Consider the following 21,912-nt stretch of genomic DNA (forward strand, 5'->3'; position numbering starts at 1 on the left):
AGAAATCGGACGTGACCCATGTCGCTCCTGCCCTCCGCCTCACCGAATATGGGCCCCCGGGTGCTGGCCCTTGCCAACCAGAAGGGCGGGGTCGGCAAGACCACCACCGCCATCAATCTGGGAACGGCGCTGGCGGCGATCGGTGAGCGCGTGCTCATCCTCGATCTGGATCCGCAGGGCAACGCCTCTACCGGACTGGGAATCGATCGCCGGGCCCGCGCCAGATCGACCTACAGCGTTCTCGTCGGAGATCATTCTCTTTCCGAAACGATCCAGGAGACCTCGGTCCCCCGCCTCTCAATTTCGCCCTCCACCATGGACCTCTCCGGAGTCGAGCTGGAAATCGCCAGCGCGAAGGACCGGGCCTATCGCCTGCGCCGCGCCGTCGAGAGCCTGGGGGCTGATTACACTTATGTGCTGATCGACTGCCCGCCGTCGCTCAACCTGCTGACCATCAATGCGATGACGGCCGCCGATGCCATCCTGGTGCCTTTGCAGTGCGAGTTCTTTGCCCTCGAGGGCCTTTCGCAGCTGATCAAGACCGTCGAGCAGGTGAAGGCCACGCTTAATCCGGGCCTGACGATCCACGGTATCGTGCTGACCATGTATGACGCGCGCAACAACCTCTCGGCCCAGGTTGTCGATGATGTGCGTCAGTTCATGGGCGACAAGGTCTACCAGACCATCATCCCCCGCAATGTCCGGGTTTCCGAGGCGCCGAGCTACGGCAAGCCGGTGCTGCTTTATGATCTCAAGTGCGTCGGCAGCCAGGCCTATCTGCGCCTCGCTTCCGAGATCATCCAGCGCGAGCGCGTGTTGCGGGCGGCTTGACCATGGATTCGATTCGTCCACGTTCCGATTTGCCTGCTGACGTCGTTACGCTGGCGTCCCGAAGGAGACAAGACATGGCTGAGGATGCCAACCGCTCGCGGCTGGGACGGGGTCTTGCGGCCCTGATCGGCGATGTCGGCGAGGAGACTGCGGCGGTGGACCGCATCCGCGCGGCGCGCAAGGTGCCGATCGCCTTCATCCGCCCCAATCCACGCAATCCGCGCCGGATGTTCCGGGAGGAGGATCTGCAGGAGCTGGCGGATTCCATCCGGGAACGCGGCATCATCCAGCCGATTGTCGTGCGGACGGTGGCGGGGGCGGTTGATGCCTATGAGATCGTTGCCGGCGAGCGACGCTGGCGGGCAGCGCAGCGGGCCGAGCTGCATGAGGTGCCGATCCATCTGGTCGAGGTCGGCGACCGGGAGGCGCTGGAACTCGCCATCATCGAGAACGTGCAGCGCGCCGACCTCAATCCGCTGGAGGAAGCGCTCGGCTATAACGAGCTGATCGAGCAGTTCGGCTACAGCCAGACCGATCTGGCCAGGATCATCGGCAAGAGCCGCAGCCATGTCGCCAATACCCTGCGTCTGATGAAGCTGCCCGAGAATGTGCAAGGCATGCTCCGCGAGGGTCAGCTGACCGCCGGCCATGCCCGGGCGCTGCTGGCGGTGGACGATCCCGGCAAGGTTGCCTCGCAGATCATCGACCAGGGGCTCAATGTGCGCCAGGTCGAGGCCCTGACCCAGGAGCAGTCGGAAAAGGCCGGCCGGCCGCCGAAGCAGCGCGAGCGCCTGGAGAAGGACGCCGACACTAGGGCGCTTGAAAAGACACTGTCCGATGCGCTGGGGATGAGCGTCAGCATCGACCACCGCGGTTCCGGTGGCGAATTGCGGGTCCGCTATCGCTCCCTCGAGCAGCTTGAGGACATCTGCCGGCGGCTGCAGGGCTGATGGTCGGCGGTCTGCGCGTCAGCCGCGCCCGCCCTGGCGCGCTGCTGTCGCGATGGACATCAGCAGACGTCCGGCCAGTGTCGGGGCGATCGGGGCGCGGGCGCGTGTCTCGAAACCGGCTTCGGCAAGTCTGACCACGATCCGCTGCAGCTTCTCGGCCGTCCACAGGCCTATTTGCCGTTCCACGGCGGGCTTGCGCCGGAAGAAGACCGGCGGTTCGAACCGTTCCACGGCATTGCGCGCCGGTGTGCCGCTCTCCACCGCGAGGCGGGCCTTGTGAAGCCCTAGGGCATGGCGGGTCGTCGCCGCAATGATCTGAGCCACCGCGATGCCGGCCCCGTCGGCACGCAGCAGAAGGCGATCAAGCTCTTCGGGCTGTCCGCCGAGGGCGGCATCGACGATGGCGTCGACCCCCAGCGCCAGGCTTTCGCCGGCGACAGCCTCGATATCGGCGACGGTGATCGCGCCCTGGCCGTGGCAGTAGAGGCAGATCTTGCGGATTTCGGCGCGCGAGGCGGCGCGGTCGCCGCCGAGAATCTGGGTGAGGAGGGTCACCGCCGCCGGTTCGATCTGCAGACCGGCCTGGCGGGCCTCGTCGGCGACCAGGCGCTTGAGCTCGGCCTCGCCATCGGCATAGCAGGGAATGACGGCGGCGGTGGCAGAGCGTTCCGCGTCGGTCCGCAGCGGTGCCGTCTTCTTCAGATCGCCGGCCTCGATCAGGATGGCGGCGCCTTCCGGAGGCGAGGCGAGCAGCGGCGCGACGGCGGCCGCGATGGGCTTTTCGCCGGCCCGGACCCAGATCAGCCGCCTTCCGCCGAACATCGACAGGGTGCCTGCCTCGTCGGCCAGCCGCGCCGGATCGCTGGCGAGGCTATCGCCGTCGAGCCGCGTGACGTTGAAGGGATCGTCGAGGTCGGCGGCGATCTTGCCAGCGATGGCGCGGGCGCGTTCGGAGACGAGGCCGACATCGGGTCCGTAGACCAGGATGATGGGGCGCCGCGGGTCCGGTCCGGCGATGAACCGATCGATGTCGGAGCCCTTGAGGATCGTCACGCCGTCATCTCGGGCGGGTCGCGTACCAGCCGGCGACCTGGGTGACGATGTTCTCGGCCAGCGCCTTGGTCGCGCGCTCCTGCGCCTCAATGACAGCCCGGTCGGAGGCGAGGCGCTGCGCCGTTCGGTCAAAAGAGGCGGAGGCAAAGGCGGAGCCGCGATGGATCACCTGCGTGTCGCCGACCGCGGTGATCGTATAGAAGCCGAACATGGTGACGGACTGGGCCGAAGGCCGGCCGGCGGCGGTGTTGAGCGCCAGGGGGACGGTGTCGACGCCGAGGGCGACACGCAGAACATGGGTCGGAGAGGCGGCGCGGCCGCCGCCGCCCTGGGTCAGATAGATGAGCTCGTTGCGCAGGATAACGCCGCTGCGGCCGGGGATCTCCGGGATGTCGAGATCGCGCAGCGCCGCCTGGGCGTTGCGTCCGCCGGTGACCACGGTCGGATCGCCGTAAAGCGGTGCGAAACACCCGGCCAGGGCGGCGGAACAGACGCAGACCGCGACGACGCGGCCAAGGCGAGCGAACGAGGTGTCAACCCACGACATTCACGATCCTCTGCGGCACGACGATGATCTTCTTCACGGGCCGCCCTTCCAGCGCCTTGCGCACGGCGTCGAGGGCGATCGCAGCGGTCTCGATATCCTTTTGGGCCGCCTCGCGAGGGATCGTCAAGTCCGCTCGCTTCTTGCCGTTGACCTGAACCGGCAAAGTGATCGTGTCCTCGACGAGAATGGCCCGGTCGACCACTGGCCATGGTTCTTCCGCCACCAGGCCCTTCTGGCCGAGCGCCGTCCAGCACTCCTCGGCCAGATGCGGCATCATCGGGGCGACCAGGCGCACGAGGATGCTGCCCGCCTCGGCGAGGGCGGCGGCCATGTCCGGCGCCGCGGCGCCCCCGCGCAGCCCGTCGAGCGTCTTCGCAAGGGCATTGGCGAGGGTGTAGATGTGGGCGACGCAGCGGTTGAAGGCGAGACGTTCGACGTCGGCCTCGACTGCGGCCAGGGCCTGGTGCGCCGCGCGGCGGATGGCCGTGGCCTCCCCGCCAAAAGAGGCCGTCGTGGCCGCGGAAGCAGTCTGCGCGGCGATCTCGCCGACGATGCGCCAGAGCCGCTGGACGAACCGGCTGGCGCCCTCGACGCCGGCCTCGGTCCAGATCACGTCGCGCTCGGGGGGCGAGTCCGACAGCATGAACCAGCGAGCTGTGTCGGCGCCATAGGTGTCGATGATGTCGTCGGGATCGACGACGTTCTTCTTCGACTTCGACATCTTCTCGATGGAGCCGATCTCCACCGGCTGGTTCGAGCCCTTGAGGACGGCCATGCGCTGGTCGCCCTCACCGGAGATCGTGATCTCCGCCGGCGTCACATAGGTTCCGTCCGGGACGCGATAGGTCTCGTGGACCACCATGCCCTGTGTGAACAGGCCGCGGAACGGCTCGTCGAGGCCGGCATGGCCCGTCGCCTTCATGGCGCGGGTGAAGAAGCGCGAATAGAGCAGGTGCAGGATCGCGTGCTCGATACCGCCGATATACTGGTCCACGGGCAGCCATGCGTCGGCCACCCCCGGATCGGTCGGGCTGCTGGTGCGCCAGGGATCGGTGAAACGGGCGAAGTACCAGGACGAATCGACGAAAGTGTCCATCGTGTCGGTCTCGCGCCGGGCGGGCTTGCCGCAGGACGGGCAGGCGACGTGTTTCCAGGTCGGATGGCGGTCGAGCGGGTTGCCGGGCTTGGAGAAGTCGGCATCGTCGGGCAGGACGACGGGCAGCTGGTCGTCCGGTACCGGCACCGCGCCGCAATCGTCACAATGGACAACAGGGATCGGGCAGCCCCAGTAGCGCTGGCGCGAGATCAGCCAGTCGCGCAGGCGGAAATTGACCTTCCGGGCGGCAACGGGCTTGCCGTGCAACGCCGTCTTTTCCAGCCGTCCGGCGACTTCCGCGAAGGCGGCGTCCGTCGTCATTCCGTCGAGGAAGCGCGAATTGACCATGAGGCCGTCGCCGTCATAGGCGGTGTCGGTCACGGTGAAATCGGAACCGGCATCGGCGGGTTTCACCACCGTCTGGAAGGCCAGGCCGTATTTGTTGGCGAATTCGATGTCGCGCTGGTCGCCCGAGGGGCAGCCGAAGATGGCGCCGGTGCCGTAGTCCATCAGAATGAAATTGGCGACATAGACCGGCACTTCCCATGCCGGATCGAAGGGGTGGATCGCCTTGATGCCGGTGTCGAAGCCGAGCTTTTCCGCCGTCTCCAGAGTCGCGACCGAGGTCCCCATGCGGCGGCACTCGTCGGAGAAGGCGGCAAGTTCCGGATTGGCCTCCGCGGCGGCCCGTGCCAGCGGGTGGTCGGGCGCGATCGCCATGAAGGCGGCGCCGAACAGGGTGTCAGGGCGCGTCGTGTAGATCTCGAGCTCGGCATGGCCGGCGGGCGCCGTACCGTCCTTCAGGGCCCAGCGGATCATCAGGCCCTCGGAGCGGCCGATCCAGTTCTTCTGCATCAGCCGGACCTTGTCCGGCCAGCGGTCGAGGCCGTCGAGGGCGGTGAGGAGGTCGTCGGAATAGTCGGTGATCTTCAGGAACCACTGGGTGAGGTCGCGCTGCTCCACTAGTGCCCCGGAACGCCAGCCGCGGCCGTCGATGACCTGCTCGTTGGCGAGCACGGTCTGGTCGACCGGGTCCCAGTTCACCTTGGCCGAGCGGCGCTCGACCAGGCCGGCGCGCATGAAATCGGCGAAGAGCTTCTGCTGGTGGCGGTAATAGGAGGGGTCGCAGGTGGCCAGTTCGCGCGACCAGTCGAGCGACAGGCCCATGCTCTTCAGCTGCGCCTTCATCGTGGCGATATTGGCATAGGTCCATTCCTTCGGATGGACCTTGGAGGCCATGGCAGCGTTCTCGGCCGGCAGGCCGAAGGCATCCCAGCCCATGGGGTGGAGCACGTTGAAGCCGCGGGCGCGCTTGTAGCGGGCGACGACGTCACCCATCGTGTAGTTGCGGACATGGCCCATATGGATGCGCCCGGACGGGTAGGGGAACATCTCGAGGACGTAGTATTTCGGCCGCGGATCGTCGTTCTTCGTCTCGAAGATGGCCTTCTCGTCCCAGACCGCGCGCCATTTCGGCTCGGCGGTGCGGGCATTGTAGCGTTCGGTCGACATGATGGGCGGCAGGTCCGGACAGCAGGGCAAAAGCGAGCGCGGACAACACACGAAAGGGCCCGGCCGGTCAAGGATTTGGCGCATGCGGGGCGCGTGCTGGTCGTCCCCTGCCGCGCATGGTAGCTCCGACGCCGTTCGAGGAGTCTGACCGATGACCAATGCCGTGTCCCGTCTCGCCAACGTGAGATCCGCCATTGCCGCTGCGGCGGCCGCTGCGAAACGCCCGGAGGGGTCGGTAACGCTGGTGGCGGTGTCGAAGACCTTCCCCATTGAAGCCATCGAGCCGGTTCTGGCAGCGGGCCAACGCGTCTTCGGCGAGAACTACGTGCAAGACGCGAAGGGCAAGTGGCCGGAGCTGCGCGCGCGCTATCCCGATGCAGAGGTCCACATGATCGGGCCGCTGCAGTCGAACAAGGCCAAGGAGGCGGTGGCCCTCTTCGACGTGATCGAGACGCTGGACCGCCCGTCCCTGGCGAAAGAACTGGCGAAGGAAGTTGCCCGGGCGAAGGCTGCCGGGGTGCGCGTCCCACGCTTCCTCGTCCAGGTGAACACCGGCGCCGAGCCGCAGAAGGGCGGCGTGCTGCCGGAGGCGGCCGACGCTTTCATCCGCGCCTGCCGTGAAGAGCATGGCCTCACCGTCGAGGGCGTCATGTGCATTCCGCCGGCGGACGAGCCGCCGGCGCCGCATTTCGCCCTGCTCACCACCATCGCGCGGCGCAACGGGCTGAAGATCGTCTCGATGGGTATGAGCGCGGACTATCCGACCGCCGTCGCCATGGGGGCTACTCATGTGCGGGTCGGCAGCGCCATTTTCGGCGCGCGGGGCTGACGGCCTCTCCGGTCAGTCCTTGCCACGATTGACGTAGGTCGCGTTGCCAAGGCCGGTGCCGATGGTGACGACGCCCCATTCCTTCGCGTCCTGCATGTCCGGAACCTCGCTGAGGCCCTGAACCACGGCGTCGTTGTGCACGACGATGACGGTCTCGTGGCCCCCGATTTCGGGAATTGCCTTGGCGAGGGCAGCCGGCAGGTTGAAATGCTCACTCTCCCAGGTGCCGCCGGGCAGGTTCTGGCCGCCGCGGTCGATGGACCCGTCCGTCCTGATCAGGCCCGGGCAGCCGATGCCGATGATCGGGGCAAGCGTCAGGCCCTCTTGACCCGCCTTGCTGATCAGGTCGTTGAGCATGGCCGCCAGCTTCTCGATGGCGGCGGTCCGCGAGGGCTCGTCATCGGCATGGCGCCAAAGCTCCGACGTCCGCACCTCGGCCTTCGACAGGTCCCTGGCCTTTTTCATGTGGAGGTCCACCAACCCGGCGCGGATGTTGGTGCCACCAATATCAACGGCGAGGATGGCGTCATGGCCCGCCAGCGTCCAGGCGGGCATGAGGTGGGCCGCGCCGATGAGGCCGGCCTCGTCGGGATGATGGCGGATGGGTTTCAGGTCCACGTCGATGCCGTCCGCCTTGAGCAGAATGTCGGTTCGGGCGATGGCAAGCTCGCCGATGCGGCCGCCACGGAATCCGCCGCCGACGGCAATTCGCTTGACGTTCTGCCACGGCTTGGTGCGGCGAAAGCGGCGGATGACGCCGGCAAGTTCCTGGGCGAAATCCTCGATGGCACCGAGGACGACGGCGGCTGCCTCCTTGTCCTTACCGTGCATGGCCTTGTCGAGCCGCTTCTTGGTCAGCTCCGCCGTCTCGACGTCGCCGAAGGGATCGGCATCGCATTTGCCGAGCCTCTCGCGCCAGTCGTCAAGCTTCGCGGAAAAGGCGCGCTTGCTAGCGCGGTCGCCGATGAAGCCCTCCTTGTCGCGCAACTCGAGATTGTAGCTGGAGATGGTAACCGACGGCAGTTGCTCGGCGCCGTGGCTGGCGATCGGTTCCCGCGTTCCATGCACCTTGCCTGATCGCTTCGTTGTCGCCTTGGCCATCATTCGCCCCCGCTTTGCACCGGAAGCCATAACGTGCGTCCCGGTCCCGCGTTCCGCGGGCTGGGCGCCACCGTCTCGACGGCCGCGGGAACCAAACGGCGACCCGGGCATTGTTAGGTCATTGGGTCGAATTAAAGGTGCGGTATTTCCGTGTGGTTTCTGCTGTCCGGTTCTGGGTTGAACACGGTCCGGGCCGTGTCCCGCATCCATGGGTCCGGCGCATGCGCGTGAGACCAAGTGCGCATCCGGTCCTCGCCGAGCTTGTGGCACAGATCACCGCACGGCCCGATCGCTACGCCCTGTTTTCCGATTTCGACGGGACGCTCGTCGAGATCGCCGACCGGCCGGATCAGGTGGTGGTTCCCGCCGATCTTGCAATCAATCTGCGACGCGTGTGGCAGATGTTGGGTGGTGCGCTGGCCATTATCACCGGGCGTCCGTTGCGGCAGGTGGAGGCCTATATCGGCGCTGCCGGGCTGGAGGCCTCCGGCCTCCACGGCATCGAGTTCAACTTTCCCCTGACGGCAGGCGGCTCCCCACCGGCGCCGCAGGCGCCCCGCGCGCTGGTGAGCGAAGTGGTGAAGGTCGTGGCCGCGGAGCCCGGTTTTCGCCTTGAGAACAAGGGCGCGATCCTGACCGTGCATTTTCGCCAGGTTCCGGCGGCTGGCGGGCGGCTCAAGGCTGCGCTCGAGGCCATCATCGAGCGCCTGAAGCTCGACCATCACCTTAAGGAAGGCCGCGCCGTCATCGAGATCATCCCCAACGGCACGTCCAAGGGTACGGCGCTCGCCGAGTTCCTGCGCCGCACCCCCTATGCCAGCCGCATTCCCGTGATGATGGGCGACGACAAGGCTGACGAGGATGCCTTCGCCGTCGCCCACGAGGCTGGAGGTCTCGGCCTGAAGGTCGCCGGCGAACATTTCAGGGTGGGCGACGAGCCCTTCCGCCATGCCGGCGAGGTGCGAGCCTTCATTGCTGCCCTTGCCGCTCACAGCCGATGACAGCGAGGCGCAGCCGATGACAGAACCCCAGCCACCTCACAAGCGCCTCGCCCCGCCGTCCATGGCGATCATCGGCAACAGCACGATGGCGGCCCTGATCGATCAGAAGGCGCGGATCCTATGGACCTGCTGGCCGCGGATCGACGGTGATCCGCTGTTCTCGGCGCTCGTCGGCGGCGCCGATCCGCAGCGCGGTTTCCTGGCGGTAGAGCTGGAGGGTATGACCGCGTCCACCCAGTCATACGAACGCAACACCGCCATCCTCGTCACGGTGATGACGGCGGCTGACGGATCAGCGATCCGGGTCACCGACTTTGCGCCGCGTTTCAAACAACATGACCGCATCTTCCGACCGCCGATGATTCTCCGACGGATCGAGCCGATCGCCGGGACGCCGCGTGTCAGGGTGAAGATGCGGCCGACCATGGCCTATGGCCGCCATGACGGCCGGCCGATTCCCGGCTCCAACCATATCCGCTACGTCTCCGAAGCCGGCGCTGTCCGCCTCACCTCGGACATACCGGTGGCCTACCTGTCATCCGAGGCGCAGTTCGTGGTCACCCGGCCGATGACCATGATCATCCATGCCGACGAGACTTTCCCCAATTCGATCGAGGACGTCTGGTTCGCCTTCCTGCGCTCGACCCGGCAATACTGGCTCGACTGGGTGCGCTACCTCTCCATTCCCTATGAGTGGCAGGACGCGGTGATCCGCGCCGCAGTGACGCTGAAACTGTGCTCCTGCGAGGAGACAGGTGCCATCGTCGCTGCGCTCACGACGTCCATTCCCGAAGCGCCAGGCACCGGGCGGAACTGGGATTACCGGTTCTGCTGGCTGAGGGACGCGTATTTCACCGTCCACGCATTGAACAAGCTCGGCGCGACGCTGACGATGGAGCGCTTCCTCGACTACATGCGCTCGGTCATCGCGGCGGAGAAGGGGCCCTACCTCAAGCCCGTCTACGCGATCGTGCCGGAACAATCGCTGCACGAGTGGATATCCGAATCTCTCCCAGGCTTCGACGGCGACGGACCGGTGCGGATCGGCAATGCCGCGGCCGAGCAGGTCCAGCATGACGTTACCGGCAGCATGATCCTGGCGGCGTCGCAGATGTTCTACGATCACCGCCTGCCGAAGCTCGGCGACGCCGCGCTGTTCCATGAGTTGGAGGTCCTTGGCGAGACGGCGGCCACCATGGCCTTCGAGCCTGATGCCGGCATCTGGGAATATCGCGGTCGCCGGGCGATCCACACCCATTCTGCGGCCATGTGCTTCGCCGCCTGCGACAGGCTGGCCAAGATTGCCGAGCGGCTCGAGCTCAGGATCCGGCAGGATTACTGGCAGACCCATGCCGAGCGGATCCGAGCCGCGATCCTGGAGCGGTCCTGGAACGAGGCCCAGGGCTTCTTCGCAGCTAGTTTCGATGGTTCAGGCGCCGATGCAAGCACGCTGCTTCTCCACGAACTGGGCATCGTCGAGGCGAGCGACCCACGCTTCGTGCGAACCGTGGAGGCGCTGCAGAAGCGACTGACACGGCAGGGTTACTTGCTGCGCTACGACGACCGTGACGACTTCGGAACGCCGTCAACCTCCTTCACCATCTGCACCTTCTGGCTGGCCGACGCGCTCTATGCCATCGGCCGCGTCGACGAGGCGCGGGCGATCTTCGAGGCGCTTCTGGCTCGCCGCAACCATGTCGGGCTCCTGTCGGAGGACATCGACCCTGAGAACGGTGATCTCTGGGGCAATTTTCCGCAGACCTATTCGATGGTCGGCATCATCGTCACGGCCATGCGGCTGTCGCGCGACTGGGTTCACTAGGCCTGTGCCGCAGCCGGGCGGCTGCGGCCTGATCTGCTCACCGGACTGCCCGCTTCGGGTGGTCCAACCAACCAAAGGAGGGGGTAAGCCGGGCTGCTGACAGGGCGTCCCGGTGCCCGGATCGGATCCGATGAAGCAACTCACCCGAGGCGCAGTGGTCATGGTCTTGGCCACCCTGGTTCTGGTCGGTTTTCTTGCCGCTCTCGTGCCTCTGTCGAATTCCCTGATCGAGCAATGGGCTCGGCGCGACCTGGAACTGAGATCAGAGCTGGTATTCAACTCGATCCGGGATCGGGTCGAGCGGGAGATCGCCGGGCAGACCCAGCAGCTCGTGCCCTTCTTCGAGCGACTGACGGCCGATGAGCGGATCATGGCGCTCGGCCTCTGCGATGGGGGCGGCCGCATCACCGTCGCCACATCGAGGATGCCGAGTGGTCTCGATTGCCGCATCCCCGCAGCCATCGAAGAGGCGCCGTTCCAGGCGCGTTTCATCCGCACCCGCGTCGCTGGCGAGCGCTTGCTGATCGGCGTCTTCCCCCTTGCCGTTGCCGGCCAGCCGGCCAGTCTGATCATCCTGCACGAACTTGGCTTCGTCGCCGACCGCATTGGCGAGGCGCGGTGGTATCTCGTCATCGTCGGTCTCGCCTTGCTGCTGCTGGTCGGTGCGGTCGCCTCCCTGATCGTCGGCCTGCTGCAGCGCCGCTACATGAGCGCGGTCCTCGCCAGCATCCAGGACCTGAAGGCGGGCAGGGCGTCCCGCCCGCGCGGCGTCATGGATCCCGGCGTCCAGGAGGAAAGCCGCGAGATCCGCGGCCTGCTGCGCGATTTCCGCGAGAAGATCCGCCAGGAGGACGGCACGCCGATTGAATGGTCTCCCGCGACGCTGCAGGATCTGCTGGAGAAGGAACTGCCCGACGCCGAGGTCTTCGTCGTCTCCAACCGAGAGCCCTATATCCATAACCGCGACGGTGACAGAATCGTGGTGCAGCGGCCAGCCAGCGGGCTCGTCTCGGCGCTGGAACCCGTCATGCGCGCCTGTGGCGGCATCTGGGTGGCGCACGGGTCGGGCTCCGCCGATCGCGATACCGTCGACGCCAGTGATCATGTCGCCGTGCCACCCGCCAAACCGGCCTATCGCCTCCGCCGTGTCTGGATCACGGAGGAGGAGCAGGAGGGCTATTACTACGGCCTGTCCAACGAAGGTCTGTGGCCGCTCTGCCACCTGGCCTATGTCCGCCCGATCTTCCGCGATGGCGACTGGCAGCAATATGTGGCGATCAACCAGCGATTCGCCGACGCGGTGGCGCGCGAGGCGACGCGGCCGGACCCGATCATCCTGGTCCAGGACTACCATTTCGCCCTGCTGCCACGGATGATCCGCGAACTGCTGCCGAAAGCGACCATCCTGACCTTCTGGCATATCCCCTGGCCGAACGCCGAGGCTTTCGGCATCTGTCCATGGAAGGAGGAGATCATCGCGGGCCTGCTTGGCTCAACCGTGCTCGGTTTCCACACCCAAGCCTACTGCAACAATTTCTTCGAGACCGTCGACCGCTTCATGGAAAGTCGCATCGATCGCGAGCACCGTTCCGTGGTTTTCGGCGGCGAGGAGACCATGGTGCGGCCCTATCCGATCTCGATCGAATGGCCGCCAGCGGCCCTTCTGTCGCAGCAGCCGGTCGCCACCTGCCGTCAGGTGGTGCGCGAACGCTACGGTCTCGGCCCCGACATGAAGATTGGCGTCGGCATCGAGCGTTTCGACTATACCAAGGGCATTCTCGACCGGCTCCAGGCCATCGACGAGCTGCTCATCCGCCGGCCCGAATGGAAGGGGCGCTTCACGTTCATCCAGATCGTCGCGCCGACCCGCTCGAAACTGACGAGCTATACGGCGCTGCAGAAGCACGCCTTGCGCATCACCGCAGAGGTGAACGCGCGCCACGGCAGCGAGGGCTACCAGCCGATCCACCTCGTCATCCGCCACCACGAGCCGGAAGAGGTCTATGAACTGTTCCGTGCGGCCGATCTCTGTGTGGTCTCCAGCCTGCATGACGGGATGAACCTCGTGGCCAAGGAATTTGTCGCGGCGCGCGACGACGAGCTGGGCACGCTCGTCCTGTCCCGTTTCGCGGGGGCCTCGAGCGAACTGTCAGAGGCGTTGATCATCAATCCCTATGATGTGCAGGGCATGGCGGAGGCCATCGGCCGTGCCCTTGTCATGGGCGAGCCCGAGCAGCGCGAGCGCATGCGCCTGATGCGCAGCCATGTACGCGAGCGCAACGTTTATCGCTGGGCCGGCCAGATCCTCCTCGACGCGTCGCGTCTGCGTAAACGCCGGCGGGTGCAGGAATTCCAGATCGGCGAGTAACCGGGGGGCGAAACCCGGGCGCCTCCGCCGCGTTGCCAGAAGGGCCGGGGAGGCGCGCGTGACGACAAAGGCGACTGCGGCGGGCGACGGTCCGATCATCGAAACAGACATCCCGGCGCGCCTCGATCGCCTGCCTTGGGGACGCTTCCACACGCTGGTCGTGGCGGCGCTTGGCATAACCTGGATCCTTGACGGTCTGGAGGTGACACTGGCCGGCACCGTGGCTGGAGCGTTGAAGGCCAGTTCCGTGCTGCAATTCTCCAATCTCGATGTCGGGCTCGCGGGCAGCGCCTATCTCGCCGGTGCAGTGCTGGGCGCGCTGCTTTTCGGCTGGCTGACGGATCGCCTCGGGCGCAAGAGGCTCTTCTTCATCACCCTTTCGGTTTATATCGTGGCCACCGCCGCGACCGCCTTCAGCTGGAACCTGTGGACCTTCATGCTGTGCCGTTTCGTCACCGGGGCCGGGATCGGCGGCGAATACGCGGCCATCAACTCCACCATCCAGGAGCTGGTCCCGGCGCGGGTGCGAGGCTGGACCGATCTTGTCATCAACGGGTCCTTCTGGATCGGCGCCGCCCTCGGCGCGGTCGGGGCTATTGTGCTCCTCGACCCCCGCGTCCTGAACCCTGATCTCGGGTGGCGCGCCGCTTTCCTCATCGGAGCGCTTCTCGCGCTCGTCATCTTTTTCATGCGGATGTGGCTGCCGGAGAGTCCGCGCTGGCTGATGACCCACGGCCGGACCGCAGAGGCCGAGGCCATCGTTGCCGGCATCGAGGGACGGCTGCGGGCCGCGGGTCACCTAATCCCCGACACGCCACTGCGGAAGGTCCGCCTGAAGGCACGGACCTCGACGCCCTTCGCCGAGGTCTTCCACACACTGTTCCGCCGCCACCGCCGCAGGTCCGCGGTCGGTTTCGTGCTGATGGCGGCGCAGGCCTTCTTCTACAACGCCATCTTCTTTACCTATGCCCTCGTCCTGACCGACTTCTACGGCATCGCTGCCAACCAGGTCGGCTGGTATATCCTCCCCTTCGCGCTGGGCAACGTGCTCGGGCCGGTCATGCTCGGTCGTTTCTTCGACACCTGGGGGCGCCGCCCGATGATCGCCCTGACCTATACGATGTCCGGTGTGCTGCTGGCGGCGACAGGTTGGCTGTTCGCGCAAGGGCTCCTGACGGCCCAGATGCAGACCTTCGCCTGGATGATGATTTTCTTCTTCGCCTCGGCCGCCGCGAGTTCCGCCTACCTGACCGTCAGCGAGACCTTCCCGCTGGAGCTCAGGGCGCTGGCCATCGCCATCTTTTATGCGATCGGAACCGGGATCGGTGGCATTTTTGGTCCCTGGTTATTTGGTGCGCTGATCGAGACGGGGTCGCGGTGGTCGCTGTTCGGCGGCTACATGGTCGGGGCGGTGCTCATGGTGATCGCCGCTGGCGTGATGTGGCGCTATGGCACCGCAGCAGAGCGGCGGTCGCTGGAAGACATCAGCCGCCCGCTCTCCCATGTCGACTGACGGCCTGCAATGGCTGCATGGCCGCTCCGCAATCGGCCGGCAGGTCTTTGCATCGGTATCGATGGTCGATACAACCGTTCCGAATTACGCTTTCGGAAGCTATCGAGGGGTCCACTACCGTGTCGACGCAGCAGGGTTTCGAGCGCCGCTATCAGGCGCCAGAGCGCGAACCGATCATCGAGGTCGACGAGCGGCTGTTCCTCAAATCCGCGGCGCGATCCTTCTATGTGCTGGAGGCCTTTGCCCGCAGCCCGCGCCCGTTGTCGCTGGCGGAGGTCGCCAAGGCCGCCAAGATTTCGAAGAGCGCTGCCCAGCGTGTCGTCCAGACGTTGCTCGTCCTCGGCTATCTTGAGCGCTCGCCGACAGGGACGGGTGTCGTTCCCGGCCGGCGTATCCTCGACCGGTCCTTCGACTACCTCCGGTCGAATCCCCTCATCGAACGGGCGACGCCGATCCTCACCGAGTTGCGCAAGACTTGCGGCGAGCGGGTGGACCTGAGCCTCTTCGACGACGTGACGATCCTCTATGCCATCCGCCTGCAGAGCAAGCGCGAGACCTTCTACGCCACGCTGTCGGGCCGCCGCATGCCGACCTTCGCCACGGCCGGCGGCCGGGCAATGCTGGCCTTTCTCGACGATCGCCATGCCGACGACATCGTCAGGCGATCGAAACTTGCGCCGCTCACTCCGAAGACCCTCGTCGACCCGGTCCTGATCCGCCAGCGGATCGAGGAGGCCCGTCGGGACGGCTATGCCTCTGTGCTGGAGGAAAGCCTGATGGGCGAGATCGTCGTCGCGGCGGCGGTGGTCAAGGAGCGCAACATGCCCGTCGGCGCCATCCATATCGCTGGGTCGCTGGCCGACTGGTCCGCGGAGGATTTCCGCAAGCGTTTCGCCCCGCTTGCCATCGAGGCGGCCCGCGCCCTGTCAGGGTGAAACCACCCCGACGTGATCACCGTTCCGGATGGCTCGTCTTGCTGCGATGCAGCGGAGCCTCCCAGCCGGTCCAGTCCCTTTCCGCGGTTGCCAGAGCCGCCCGCCTCATCAGGAGATGACCATGAGCCAGGATCCCACTCCTCTGTTCCAACCTTTCACCCTCGGCGATCTGGTGCTGCCCAACCGCATCGTCATGGCGCCCCTGACGCGCAACCGCGCGGCCCCGGGAACCGACGCGGCCAATGCCATGACCGCCACCTATTACCGGCAACGTGCCACGGCTGGCCTCATCATCTCCGAGGGGACCCAGGTCTCGCCGCAGGGCCAGGGCTATCTGCAGACACCCGGCCTCTACAGCGAGGCGCAGATCGCCGGCTGGAAGACAGTCACCGACACGGTCCATGCCGCCGGCGGGCGGATGTTCGCCCAGATCTGGCATGTCGGCCGAATCTCGCACGAATCGCTGCTCAACGGCGGCGTGCCGGTGGCGCCATCGGCCATTCCCGCGAAATCCAAAACCTATATTGCCGGCGGCTTTGCCGACGTCACGCCTCCCCGCGCCCTGACGCTCGCCGAAATCCCCGGTGTCGTCGGCGAATATGCCGATGCTGCCCTCAATGCCCAGAAGGCCGGATTCGACGGTATCGAGATTCACGGCGCCAATGGTTATCTCATCGACCAGTTCCTGAAGGACGGCGCCAACCAGCGCCAGGATGCCTATGGGGGTTCGGCGGAGAACCGGGTGCGGTTCGGCCTCGACGTGGTCGATGCGATTCTGAAAGTCTTTCCGAAGACCCGCCTCGGCATCCGGCTGTCGCCGGTCAGCCCGGCCAACGACACTGTCACCTCCGATCCGGCCGAGGTCTTCGGCCTGTTCGTGGCGGAATTGTCGAAGCGCGGCATCGCCTTCATCCATGTCGTCGAGGGTGCCACCGGTGGCCCGCGCGACAACGTGCCCTTTGACTGGGTGGCGCTGCGCAAGTCCTTCTCGGGTGCCTATATCGCCAATAACGGCTATACGCGCGACCTCGCCATCGACGCCGTCCGCGACGGCAAGGCCGATCTCGTCGCCTTCGGCAAGGCCTTCATCGCCAATCCTGACCTGGTCGAGCGTCTGCGCCGCGACGCACCACTGAACGAACTCGACCGGACGACGCTCTATGGCGGCGACACCAAGGGCTATACCGACTATCCCGCCCTGGCCGACGCAGCGGAGTGACGGGGCACGATGGGGAGCCGTTACGCCGCTTCCCAATTCGGTCTGAGGCAAACGGCGATCGCGATGGGGTCATCGGCATTGGCGGGCCTCGCCCGGCTGCCCCCTTGCTGCGGGCTGCAGGCCGATCGCGCGGGCCGTGGCCGCGATCCGCAGGCCAGATGGACCACTCAACCGAAGCGCTAACCGTTTCCGCGCCTGCCGGAGCTGCAATGGCCCGGGTCTAAGGCTCTTGCCGACGGGGGGTGCCGGAGAGCCGTTCATCGGCGCGGTCGGGGGGGTGTTGCTGATGGCGCCACTGTGCCCGTGCCGGGCCGAATGGGGGACCCGGAAAGCCCGGCACCGACGGGACGCATTCTAAAGCCTTGACCTTCCCATGGTGGGAAGGATGACATTCGACAAGACGAATGCATCCGGAAGGGAACTGACCTCATGCTCCGCAGCGGCAAATGGCTTGCCCTGGTTCTCCTGCTGGGATGTTCCATCGGCGCCGTCGTCTGGTCCCTGCGCTATCAGTCGCTGGGCTTGGCGGTTGCAGGGCTCGAGGAAGGGGTGCCGATCGAGGTTTTTGGACTTGGCACGGTCGAGGCGCAGGTGGTCGCCCGGGTCGGCTTCAAGCAAGCGGGAACGCTGGTGGAGCTGGCAGCCGACCATGGCGACGTGGTCCCGGCCGGACGGCTTCTGGCGCGCATTGACAGCCGGGAACAGGATGCTCGCGCCGCCAAGGCCCGTTCCGGTGTCGCCAATGCCGAAGCGGCAATCATGGTGACGGAAGCGGTGTCGAACCGTAGCAGCGTTGTCTACGCGCAGCGCCAGCAGACCAACCAGCGCCGGCAGGCTCTGCTGTCGCGCGGCACGATCTCCATCGAACAGGCGGAAGAGGCGCAACTCGCGGAGACCACGGCCCGGGCCGACATGACCGTCGCCCAGGCCGAGGTGGTCGCGGCGCGGGCGCGTCTCGAGGATGCGCGGGCGCAGTCCGCTTTCGAGGAGGCCATTCTCAGTCAGCACGCCCTGCGGTCACCTTTCTCGGGCGTGGTGATCGCCCGAGCCAAGGAACTCGGGGCTGTGGCGGGGGCGGGAGAAACCATCTTCACGCTGGTCGATCCGGCGACTTACTGGGTGCTTGCCTATTTTGACGAGGCCAGGACAGGCGCCATCGCTCTCGGGCAGCGGGCAACCATCCGACTGAGGTCGCGGCCTGGTCAGAGCTTTTCCGGCCGGGTCGTCCGAATGGGCCTGGAGGCCGATCGGGTGAATGAGGAACGGCGGGTCTATGTGACCTGCCAGGACTGTCCCGCCGATGGCTACGTGCTCGGCGAGCAGGCGGAGGTGACCATCCGGACCGGCTATCTGCCACGGACCGTGCTGGTTCCGGAAGCCATGATCGACGGCCTCCGCCAAAGCCAGGGAACGGTATGGGTAATCCGCGACGGGCGCCTCGCCCGCCGCACCCTGACCTTCGGCCAAAGGACACTGGACGGTCGCCACGAGGCGACGGGGGTGCTCCCCGGCGAGGCCATTGTCATCGAGCGCCATGCGCGCGCCTATGAGGGCCGGACCGCCACGGCGCGGACGGTGCCATGAACCTCGCCCTGCGCGACATCCGGCACAATCTCGGACGCTTCCTGCTGACCTGCCTCGGGCTCAGCCTTCTCCTCGGCGTCGTCATGTCGATGATCGGCATCTATCGCGGGCTGGTCGCCGATGCGCTCGGCATTGCGCGCGCGCCGGCCGCCCAGATCTGGGTGGTGGAGGCCAAGAGCCGCGGCCCCTTCGCCGAAGCCTCCCGCATCCCGGGCGACACGCGCGAGGCGATCGCCCGCATCGCCGGGGTCGCGGATTCCGGGTCCGTTACCTACCAGTCGGTCGAGGCCAGCTTCCGCGATCGCCCCTTGCGTCTCTATGTGATCGGTTTCGAGCCCGGGCGGCCGGGCGGGCCGCGCCTGCTGACCGAAGGCCGCCCCATCACGCAGGCTCGTTTCGAGATGATCGCCGATGCGCGCGGCGGCCTGTCCATCGGCGATGTGGTGACGATGGGACGCAGCCGCTTCCACGTGGTCGGAACCACGACCGGCCAGGTCGCCTCCGGCGGTGATCCCGTCGTCTATGTGACGCTCAAGGACTCGCAGCGCCTGCAGTTCGATCTCACCCCGTCCGCCCAGCGCCGGGAGCAGGCACGCGGCGCGTCCGGCGGCTCCTCCGACATCGTCAATGCCGTGGTGGCGACTCTCATACCCAATGCTTCGACCGGGCTCGTCGCCGACACGATCAGGCGCTGGAAGCACCTGAATGCCCTCAGCCAGGAGGAGCAGGAGACGATCCTGACCCGCTCCGTCGTGGAAATGGCGCGCCGCCAGATCGGGCTCTTCACATCCCTGCTGCTCGCCGTCTCGGCCGTCATCATCGCCCTGATCATCTATACATTGACCATCGACAAGCTGCGCGAGATCGCCACGCTCAAGCTCATCGGGGCGCCGGACAGAGTCATTATCGGGCTCATTGTCCAGCAGGCCCTGGCCATGGGCGTGATCGGTTTCGGCTTCGGGCTCGCGCTGATCCTCACCATCAAGGACCGGTTTCCCCGCCGGGTGGTGATCGAGCCCTCCGACGTTGGCGTTCTGGCGCTGGTCATCCTCGCGGTCTGCATTCTGGCCAGCGGCCTCGGCGTCAGGCTCGCGCTCAAGGTCGATCCGGCCAAGGCGCTGGGAGGCTGACATGCCAAAGCCGCTGGTGAGCGTCCGCAATGTCTCCAAGCATTTTGGCGAGGGCGAGGCCCGGGTTGACGCACTCGTCGACGTCTCCCTCGACGTCATGGCCGGCGAGGTCGTCGGCCTCAAGGGGCCGAGCGGTTCGGGGAAGACCACATTGCTCAACGTCATCGGCTGTATCCTGGAGCCTTCCGCCGGGCAGTTGGTGCTCAATGACGAGGTTGTCTTCGACAGGAAATGGCTGACGCGCGACCTTCGCCGCATGCGGCTTGAGCGCATCGGCTTCATTTTCCAGGCGCACAATCTCCTGCCTTTCCTGTCGGTGGTGGAGAATGTCGCTCTGGTGCTGCGGCTGGCCGGTCAGAGCGAGCAGGCGGCGACAGCGCGGGCCGACGAACTCCTCACCTATCTGGAGGTCTCCCACCGGCGCAAAGCCATGCCGGCCCAGCTCTCGGGCGGCGAGGCGCAGCGGGTGGCGATTGCCCGCGCCCTTGCCAACCAGCCAAGGGTCATTCTGGCCGATGAGCCCACCGCCGCCCTCGATTCCGAACGGGCCCGCATCGTCATGGACCTGCTCCGCCGCGTCGCCGTCGAGAATGAGGCATCCATCATCACCGTGACGCATGACGAAAAGATCTTCTCGCGCTTCGACAGGCTGGTATCGCTCAGGGACGGACGTATCGACGCTTAGAGCAGCCCGACCAGAGGCTTGAGTCCTTTCAAGGCTATCGTGCCAACCGCTGACGGTGGTGCATCCTCCATCGGATTCCGGGCCTGGTTCGAATCGATCGCGGTTCAGCAGCTTTGCCTCGCAAACGCGGTGATGGGCCCGACACCCGATGACTACCGCATGAGCCGAGCTATACGGGTGAACCCCGGATACCCCCGCTATCCGTGGTCGTCGTTTGCCCGAAATGCCTTGAACGATAGTGTCTGGGGCCATCCCCAGTCGTGCTTATCAGGACCTCGGTCTTGAATGTACGCTGATACGCGTCCTTCGAGAGGCGATCGTCCGACGCTAAGCCTTGCTCGTTTGTACAAAAACGAAAATCCTAAATAACAACGATATTGCAATTTATGTTTATGTTTTAAATTTGCACGCACTTTCGAGGAGGTTCACTTCACACGGATCACCTTGATGCAACGGATGCGTCTTTTCACGTCTGATAACAAGGCCTCTGTGGCTATTTTGTTTGCTATTTCTCTGATGCCCGTCCTTCTCGCTGTCGGATCGGCGGTCGACTTCACAGTGGCGCAGAATACCAAGACGAAACTCCAGGCGATTGTTGATGCCGCTGCCCTCGGCGGCTTGCGGAGCCGGGGGTCCGAAGCCCTGGCGGCCGAAAACATCTTCGATTCCCAGAGCACGATCGGGAATGTCGAGCGCTCCTTCATCTTGAGGGGCGACACGCTGGAGGCTGTGGCTCGGACGCAGGTCCCCACCACCTTCATGAAACTCGTCGGCATTTCCACAGTGCAGGTCGAAGTGACCGCAAGATCCTTGCGTACGACGTCGAATGCCGCTTCTGCCGGCCAGCCTTGCATCATCGCGCTTGCACCGACAGCCAGGCAGGCTCTGCTGGTCAACTCCAATGCCAGGATCGACGCCCCCGACTGCGAGGTGCATGTCCGCTCCACGGCGTCGCCGGCCGCCATCTTCAATGCCGGTACGACCCTGAAACTCAAGAGGTTCTGCCTTCAGGGAACGAACATCATCAAGAACACGTCGAACCCGATGCCCATCGAGCTCGGCTGCCCTGCGGCCACCGACCCCTATGTGGATGCCCTGCCGAATCCGGTGGTGGGCGCCTGCAGCAACACCAGAAGCGTCTTTGATCCGCCCCCGCGCGGCGCCCCCCATGTGATGCCGGCGGGCTCCGTCTGGTGCAACCTGACGTTCAACGGGTCGCCGAGGGTCGTGTTCCAGCCCGGTCTGCACATCATCAAGGGCAGGATGATCATCAACGCGGGTGCCGTGGTGGAGGGCGCCGGCGTCACCTTCTTCTTTCCCGACACCGGTTCCGAAATCCGCTTCAATGGTCGATTGACCTCGCGCCTGACCGCACCGACGACCGGTCCCTACGCGAATATCCTGATGTTCGAGCCCAGCCCCGGACCGACAACGGGGACGTCGACAGTACAATATGTCTTCAACTCGTCGGTCAGCGAAGAGATATCCGGACTGATCTACCTGCCGCGCCGGAATCTCACCTGGAACTCCACGTCGACCGTCATCGGATCGAAGGTCCAGATCGTCGGCAACACGATCATCTTCAACGCGCTGGACTGGCGGCTGTCCACACCGACGCTGCCCGGTCGCGGCAGCCCGGCCGTGGATATGGTCAGACTGGTGCAATGATCCCAGACCCGCCCCGCGCTCCCCGACGCGACGCTGGTCCGCCCCACAGAACTGACAAGACCATTGAT

17 protein-coding genes are annotated in these 21,912 nt (G+C 65.8%); 13 read left to right on the forward strand and 4 right to left on the reverse strand.

The features are described from left to right. Nucleotides 1-18 precede the first annotated feature (18 nt). Both Q0C57_RS06925 and Q0C57_RS06930 read left to right on the forward strand, forming a co-directional pair. Complete coding sequence (locus Q0C57_RS06925) at nt 19-831, forward strand: ParA family protein (protein ID WP_296574028.1); 813 nt, start codon at nt 19-21, stop codon at nt 829-831. 74 nt (nt 832-905) lie between these two features. After that, nucleotides 906-1,781, forward strand: a complete 876-nt coding sequence (locus tag Q0C57_RS06930) for a ParB/RepB/Spo0J family partition protein (protein ID WP_296574031.1) — start codon at nt 906-908, stop codon at nt 1,779-1,781. Nucleotides 1,782-1,799: 18 nt separating this feature from the next. On the opposite strand, the gene holA is transcribed toward Q0C57_RS06930, so the two are convergent. Genes holA through leuS form a run of 3 tightly spaced genes read right to left on the reverse strand, consistent with a single transcriptional unit; the run spans nt 1,800 to nt 5,989 of the window. Further along, nucleotides 1,800-2,834: a DNA polymerase III subunit delta gene (gene holA, locus Q0C57_RS06935; RefSeq protein ID WP_296574034.1), complete on the reverse strand. Its 1,035-nt coding sequence runs from the start codon at nt 2,832-2,834 to the stop codon at nt 1,800-1,802. Between the two features lie 4 nt (nt 2,835-2,838). Continuing rightward, on the reverse strand, nt 2,839-3,381 hold the full coding sequence (locus tag Q0C57_RS06940; RefSeq protein WP_296574037.1) for a hypothetical protein: 543 nt from the start codon (nt 3,379-3,381) through the stop codon (nt 2,839-2,841). Further along, on the reverse strand, nt 3,368-5,989 hold the full coding sequence (gene leuS, locus Q0C57_RS06945; protein ID WP_296574040.1) for a leucine--tRNA ligase: 2,622 nt from the start codon (nt 5,987-5,989) through the stop codon (nt 3,368-3,370). Before leuS ends, Q0C57_RS06940 begins: the two co-directional genes overlap by 14 nt. Before the next feature lie 151 nt (nt 5,990-6,140). On the opposite strand from leuS, the gene Q0C57_RS06950 reads away from it, so the two are divergent. Beyond that, entirely contained in the window at nt 6,141-6,818 is a 678-nt protein-coding gene (locus Q0C57_RS06950; RefSeq protein WP_296574042.1) for a YggS family pyridoxal phosphate-dependent enzyme, read from the forward strand. Between the two features lie 12 nt (nt 6,819-6,830). Here Q0C57_RS06950 and Q0C57_RS06955 read toward each other — a convergent pair whose 3' ends face one another. Then, a complete protein-coding gene (locus tag Q0C57_RS06955; protein ID WP_296574046.1) occupies nt 6,831-7,919 on the reverse strand; it encodes an ROK family protein in 1,089 nt (362 codons plus the stop codon). 221 nt (nt 7,920-8,140) lie between these two features. Between Q0C57_RS06955 and otsB the strand changes: the two genes are divergently transcribed. From otsB to Q0C57_RS07005, 10 genes are all read left to right on the forward strand, one after another. After that, nucleotides 8,141-8,920: a trehalose-phosphatase gene (gene otsB / locus Q0C57_RS06960; RefSeq protein ID WP_296574049.1), complete on the forward strand. Its 780-nt coding sequence runs from the start codon at nt 8,141-8,143 to the stop codon at nt 8,918-8,920. Nucleotides 8,921-8,936: 16 nt separating this feature from the next. Continuing rightward, nucleotides 8,937-10,742: a glycoside hydrolase family 15 protein gene (locus Q0C57_RS06965; protein ID WP_296574052.1), complete on the forward strand. Its 1,806-nt coding sequence runs from the start codon at nt 8,937-8,939 to the stop codon at nt 10,740-10,742. A gap of 130 nt (nt 10,743-10,872) precedes the next feature. Further along, a complete protein-coding gene (locus Q0C57_RS06970) occupies nt 10,873-13,110 on the forward strand; it encodes a trehalose-6-phosphate synthase (RefSeq protein ID WP_296574055.1) in 2,238 nt (745 codons plus the stop codon). Nucleotides 13,111-13,168: 58 nt separating this feature from the next. Beyond that, on the forward strand, nt 13,169-14,623 hold the full coding sequence (locus Q0C57_RS06975) for an MFS transporter (protein WP_296574058.1): 1,455 nt from the start codon (nt 13,169-13,171) through the stop codon (nt 14,621-14,623). 119 nt (nt 14,624-14,742) lie between these two features. Continuing rightward, on the forward strand, nt 14,743-15,558 hold the full coding sequence (locus Q0C57_RS06980; RefSeq protein WP_296574062.1) for an IclR family transcriptional regulator: 816 nt from the start codon (nt 14,743-14,745) through the stop codon (nt 15,556-15,558). A gap of 121 nt (nt 15,559-15,679) precedes the next feature. After that, on the forward strand, nt 15,680-16,777 hold the full coding sequence (locus Q0C57_RS06985; protein ID WP_296574065.1) for an alkene reductase: 1,098 nt from the start codon (nt 15,680-15,682) through the stop codon (nt 16,775-16,777). A gap of 429 nt (nt 16,778-17,206) precedes the next feature. After that, nucleotides 17,207-18,361 carry an efflux RND transporter periplasmic adaptor subunit gene (locus Q0C57_RS06990; RefSeq protein WP_296574068.1) on the forward strand — a complete coding sequence of 385 codons (1,155 nt, stop codon included), beginning with the start codon at nt 17,207-17,209 and terminating at the stop codon, nt 18,359-18,361. After that, the gene (locus tag Q0C57_RS06995) at nt 18,358-19,491 is read left to right on the forward strand and encodes an FtsX-like permease family protein (protein ID WP_296574071.1); all 1,134 of its coding nucleotides are present in this window, start codon (nt 18,358-18,360) and stop codon (nt 19,489-19,491) included. The genes Q0C57_RS06990 and Q0C57_RS06995 overlap by 4 nt, the downstream gene beginning before the upstream one ends. A gap of 1 nt (nt 19,492) precedes the next feature. Continuing rightward, a complete protein-coding gene (locus Q0C57_RS07000) occupies nt 19,493-20,176 on the forward strand; it encodes an ABC transporter ATP-binding protein (protein ID WP_296574073.1) in 684 nt (227 codons plus the stop codon). 456 nt (nt 20,177-20,632) lie between these two features. Next, nucleotides 20,633-21,844 (forward strand): Tad domain-containing protein, encoded by a 1,212-nt coding sequence (locus tag Q0C57_RS07005; RefSeq protein ID WP_296574076.1) that lies wholly within the window; start codon nt 20,633-20,635, stop codon nt 21,842-21,844. The last annotated feature ends 68 nt before the right edge of the window (nt 21,845-21,912 follow it).

The sequence above is a fragment of the Phreatobacter sp. genome, from assembly GCF_022843985.1.
Taxonomy (GTDB): Bacteria; Pseudomonadota; Alphaproteobacteria; order Rhizobiales; family Phreatobacteraceae; genus Phreatobacter.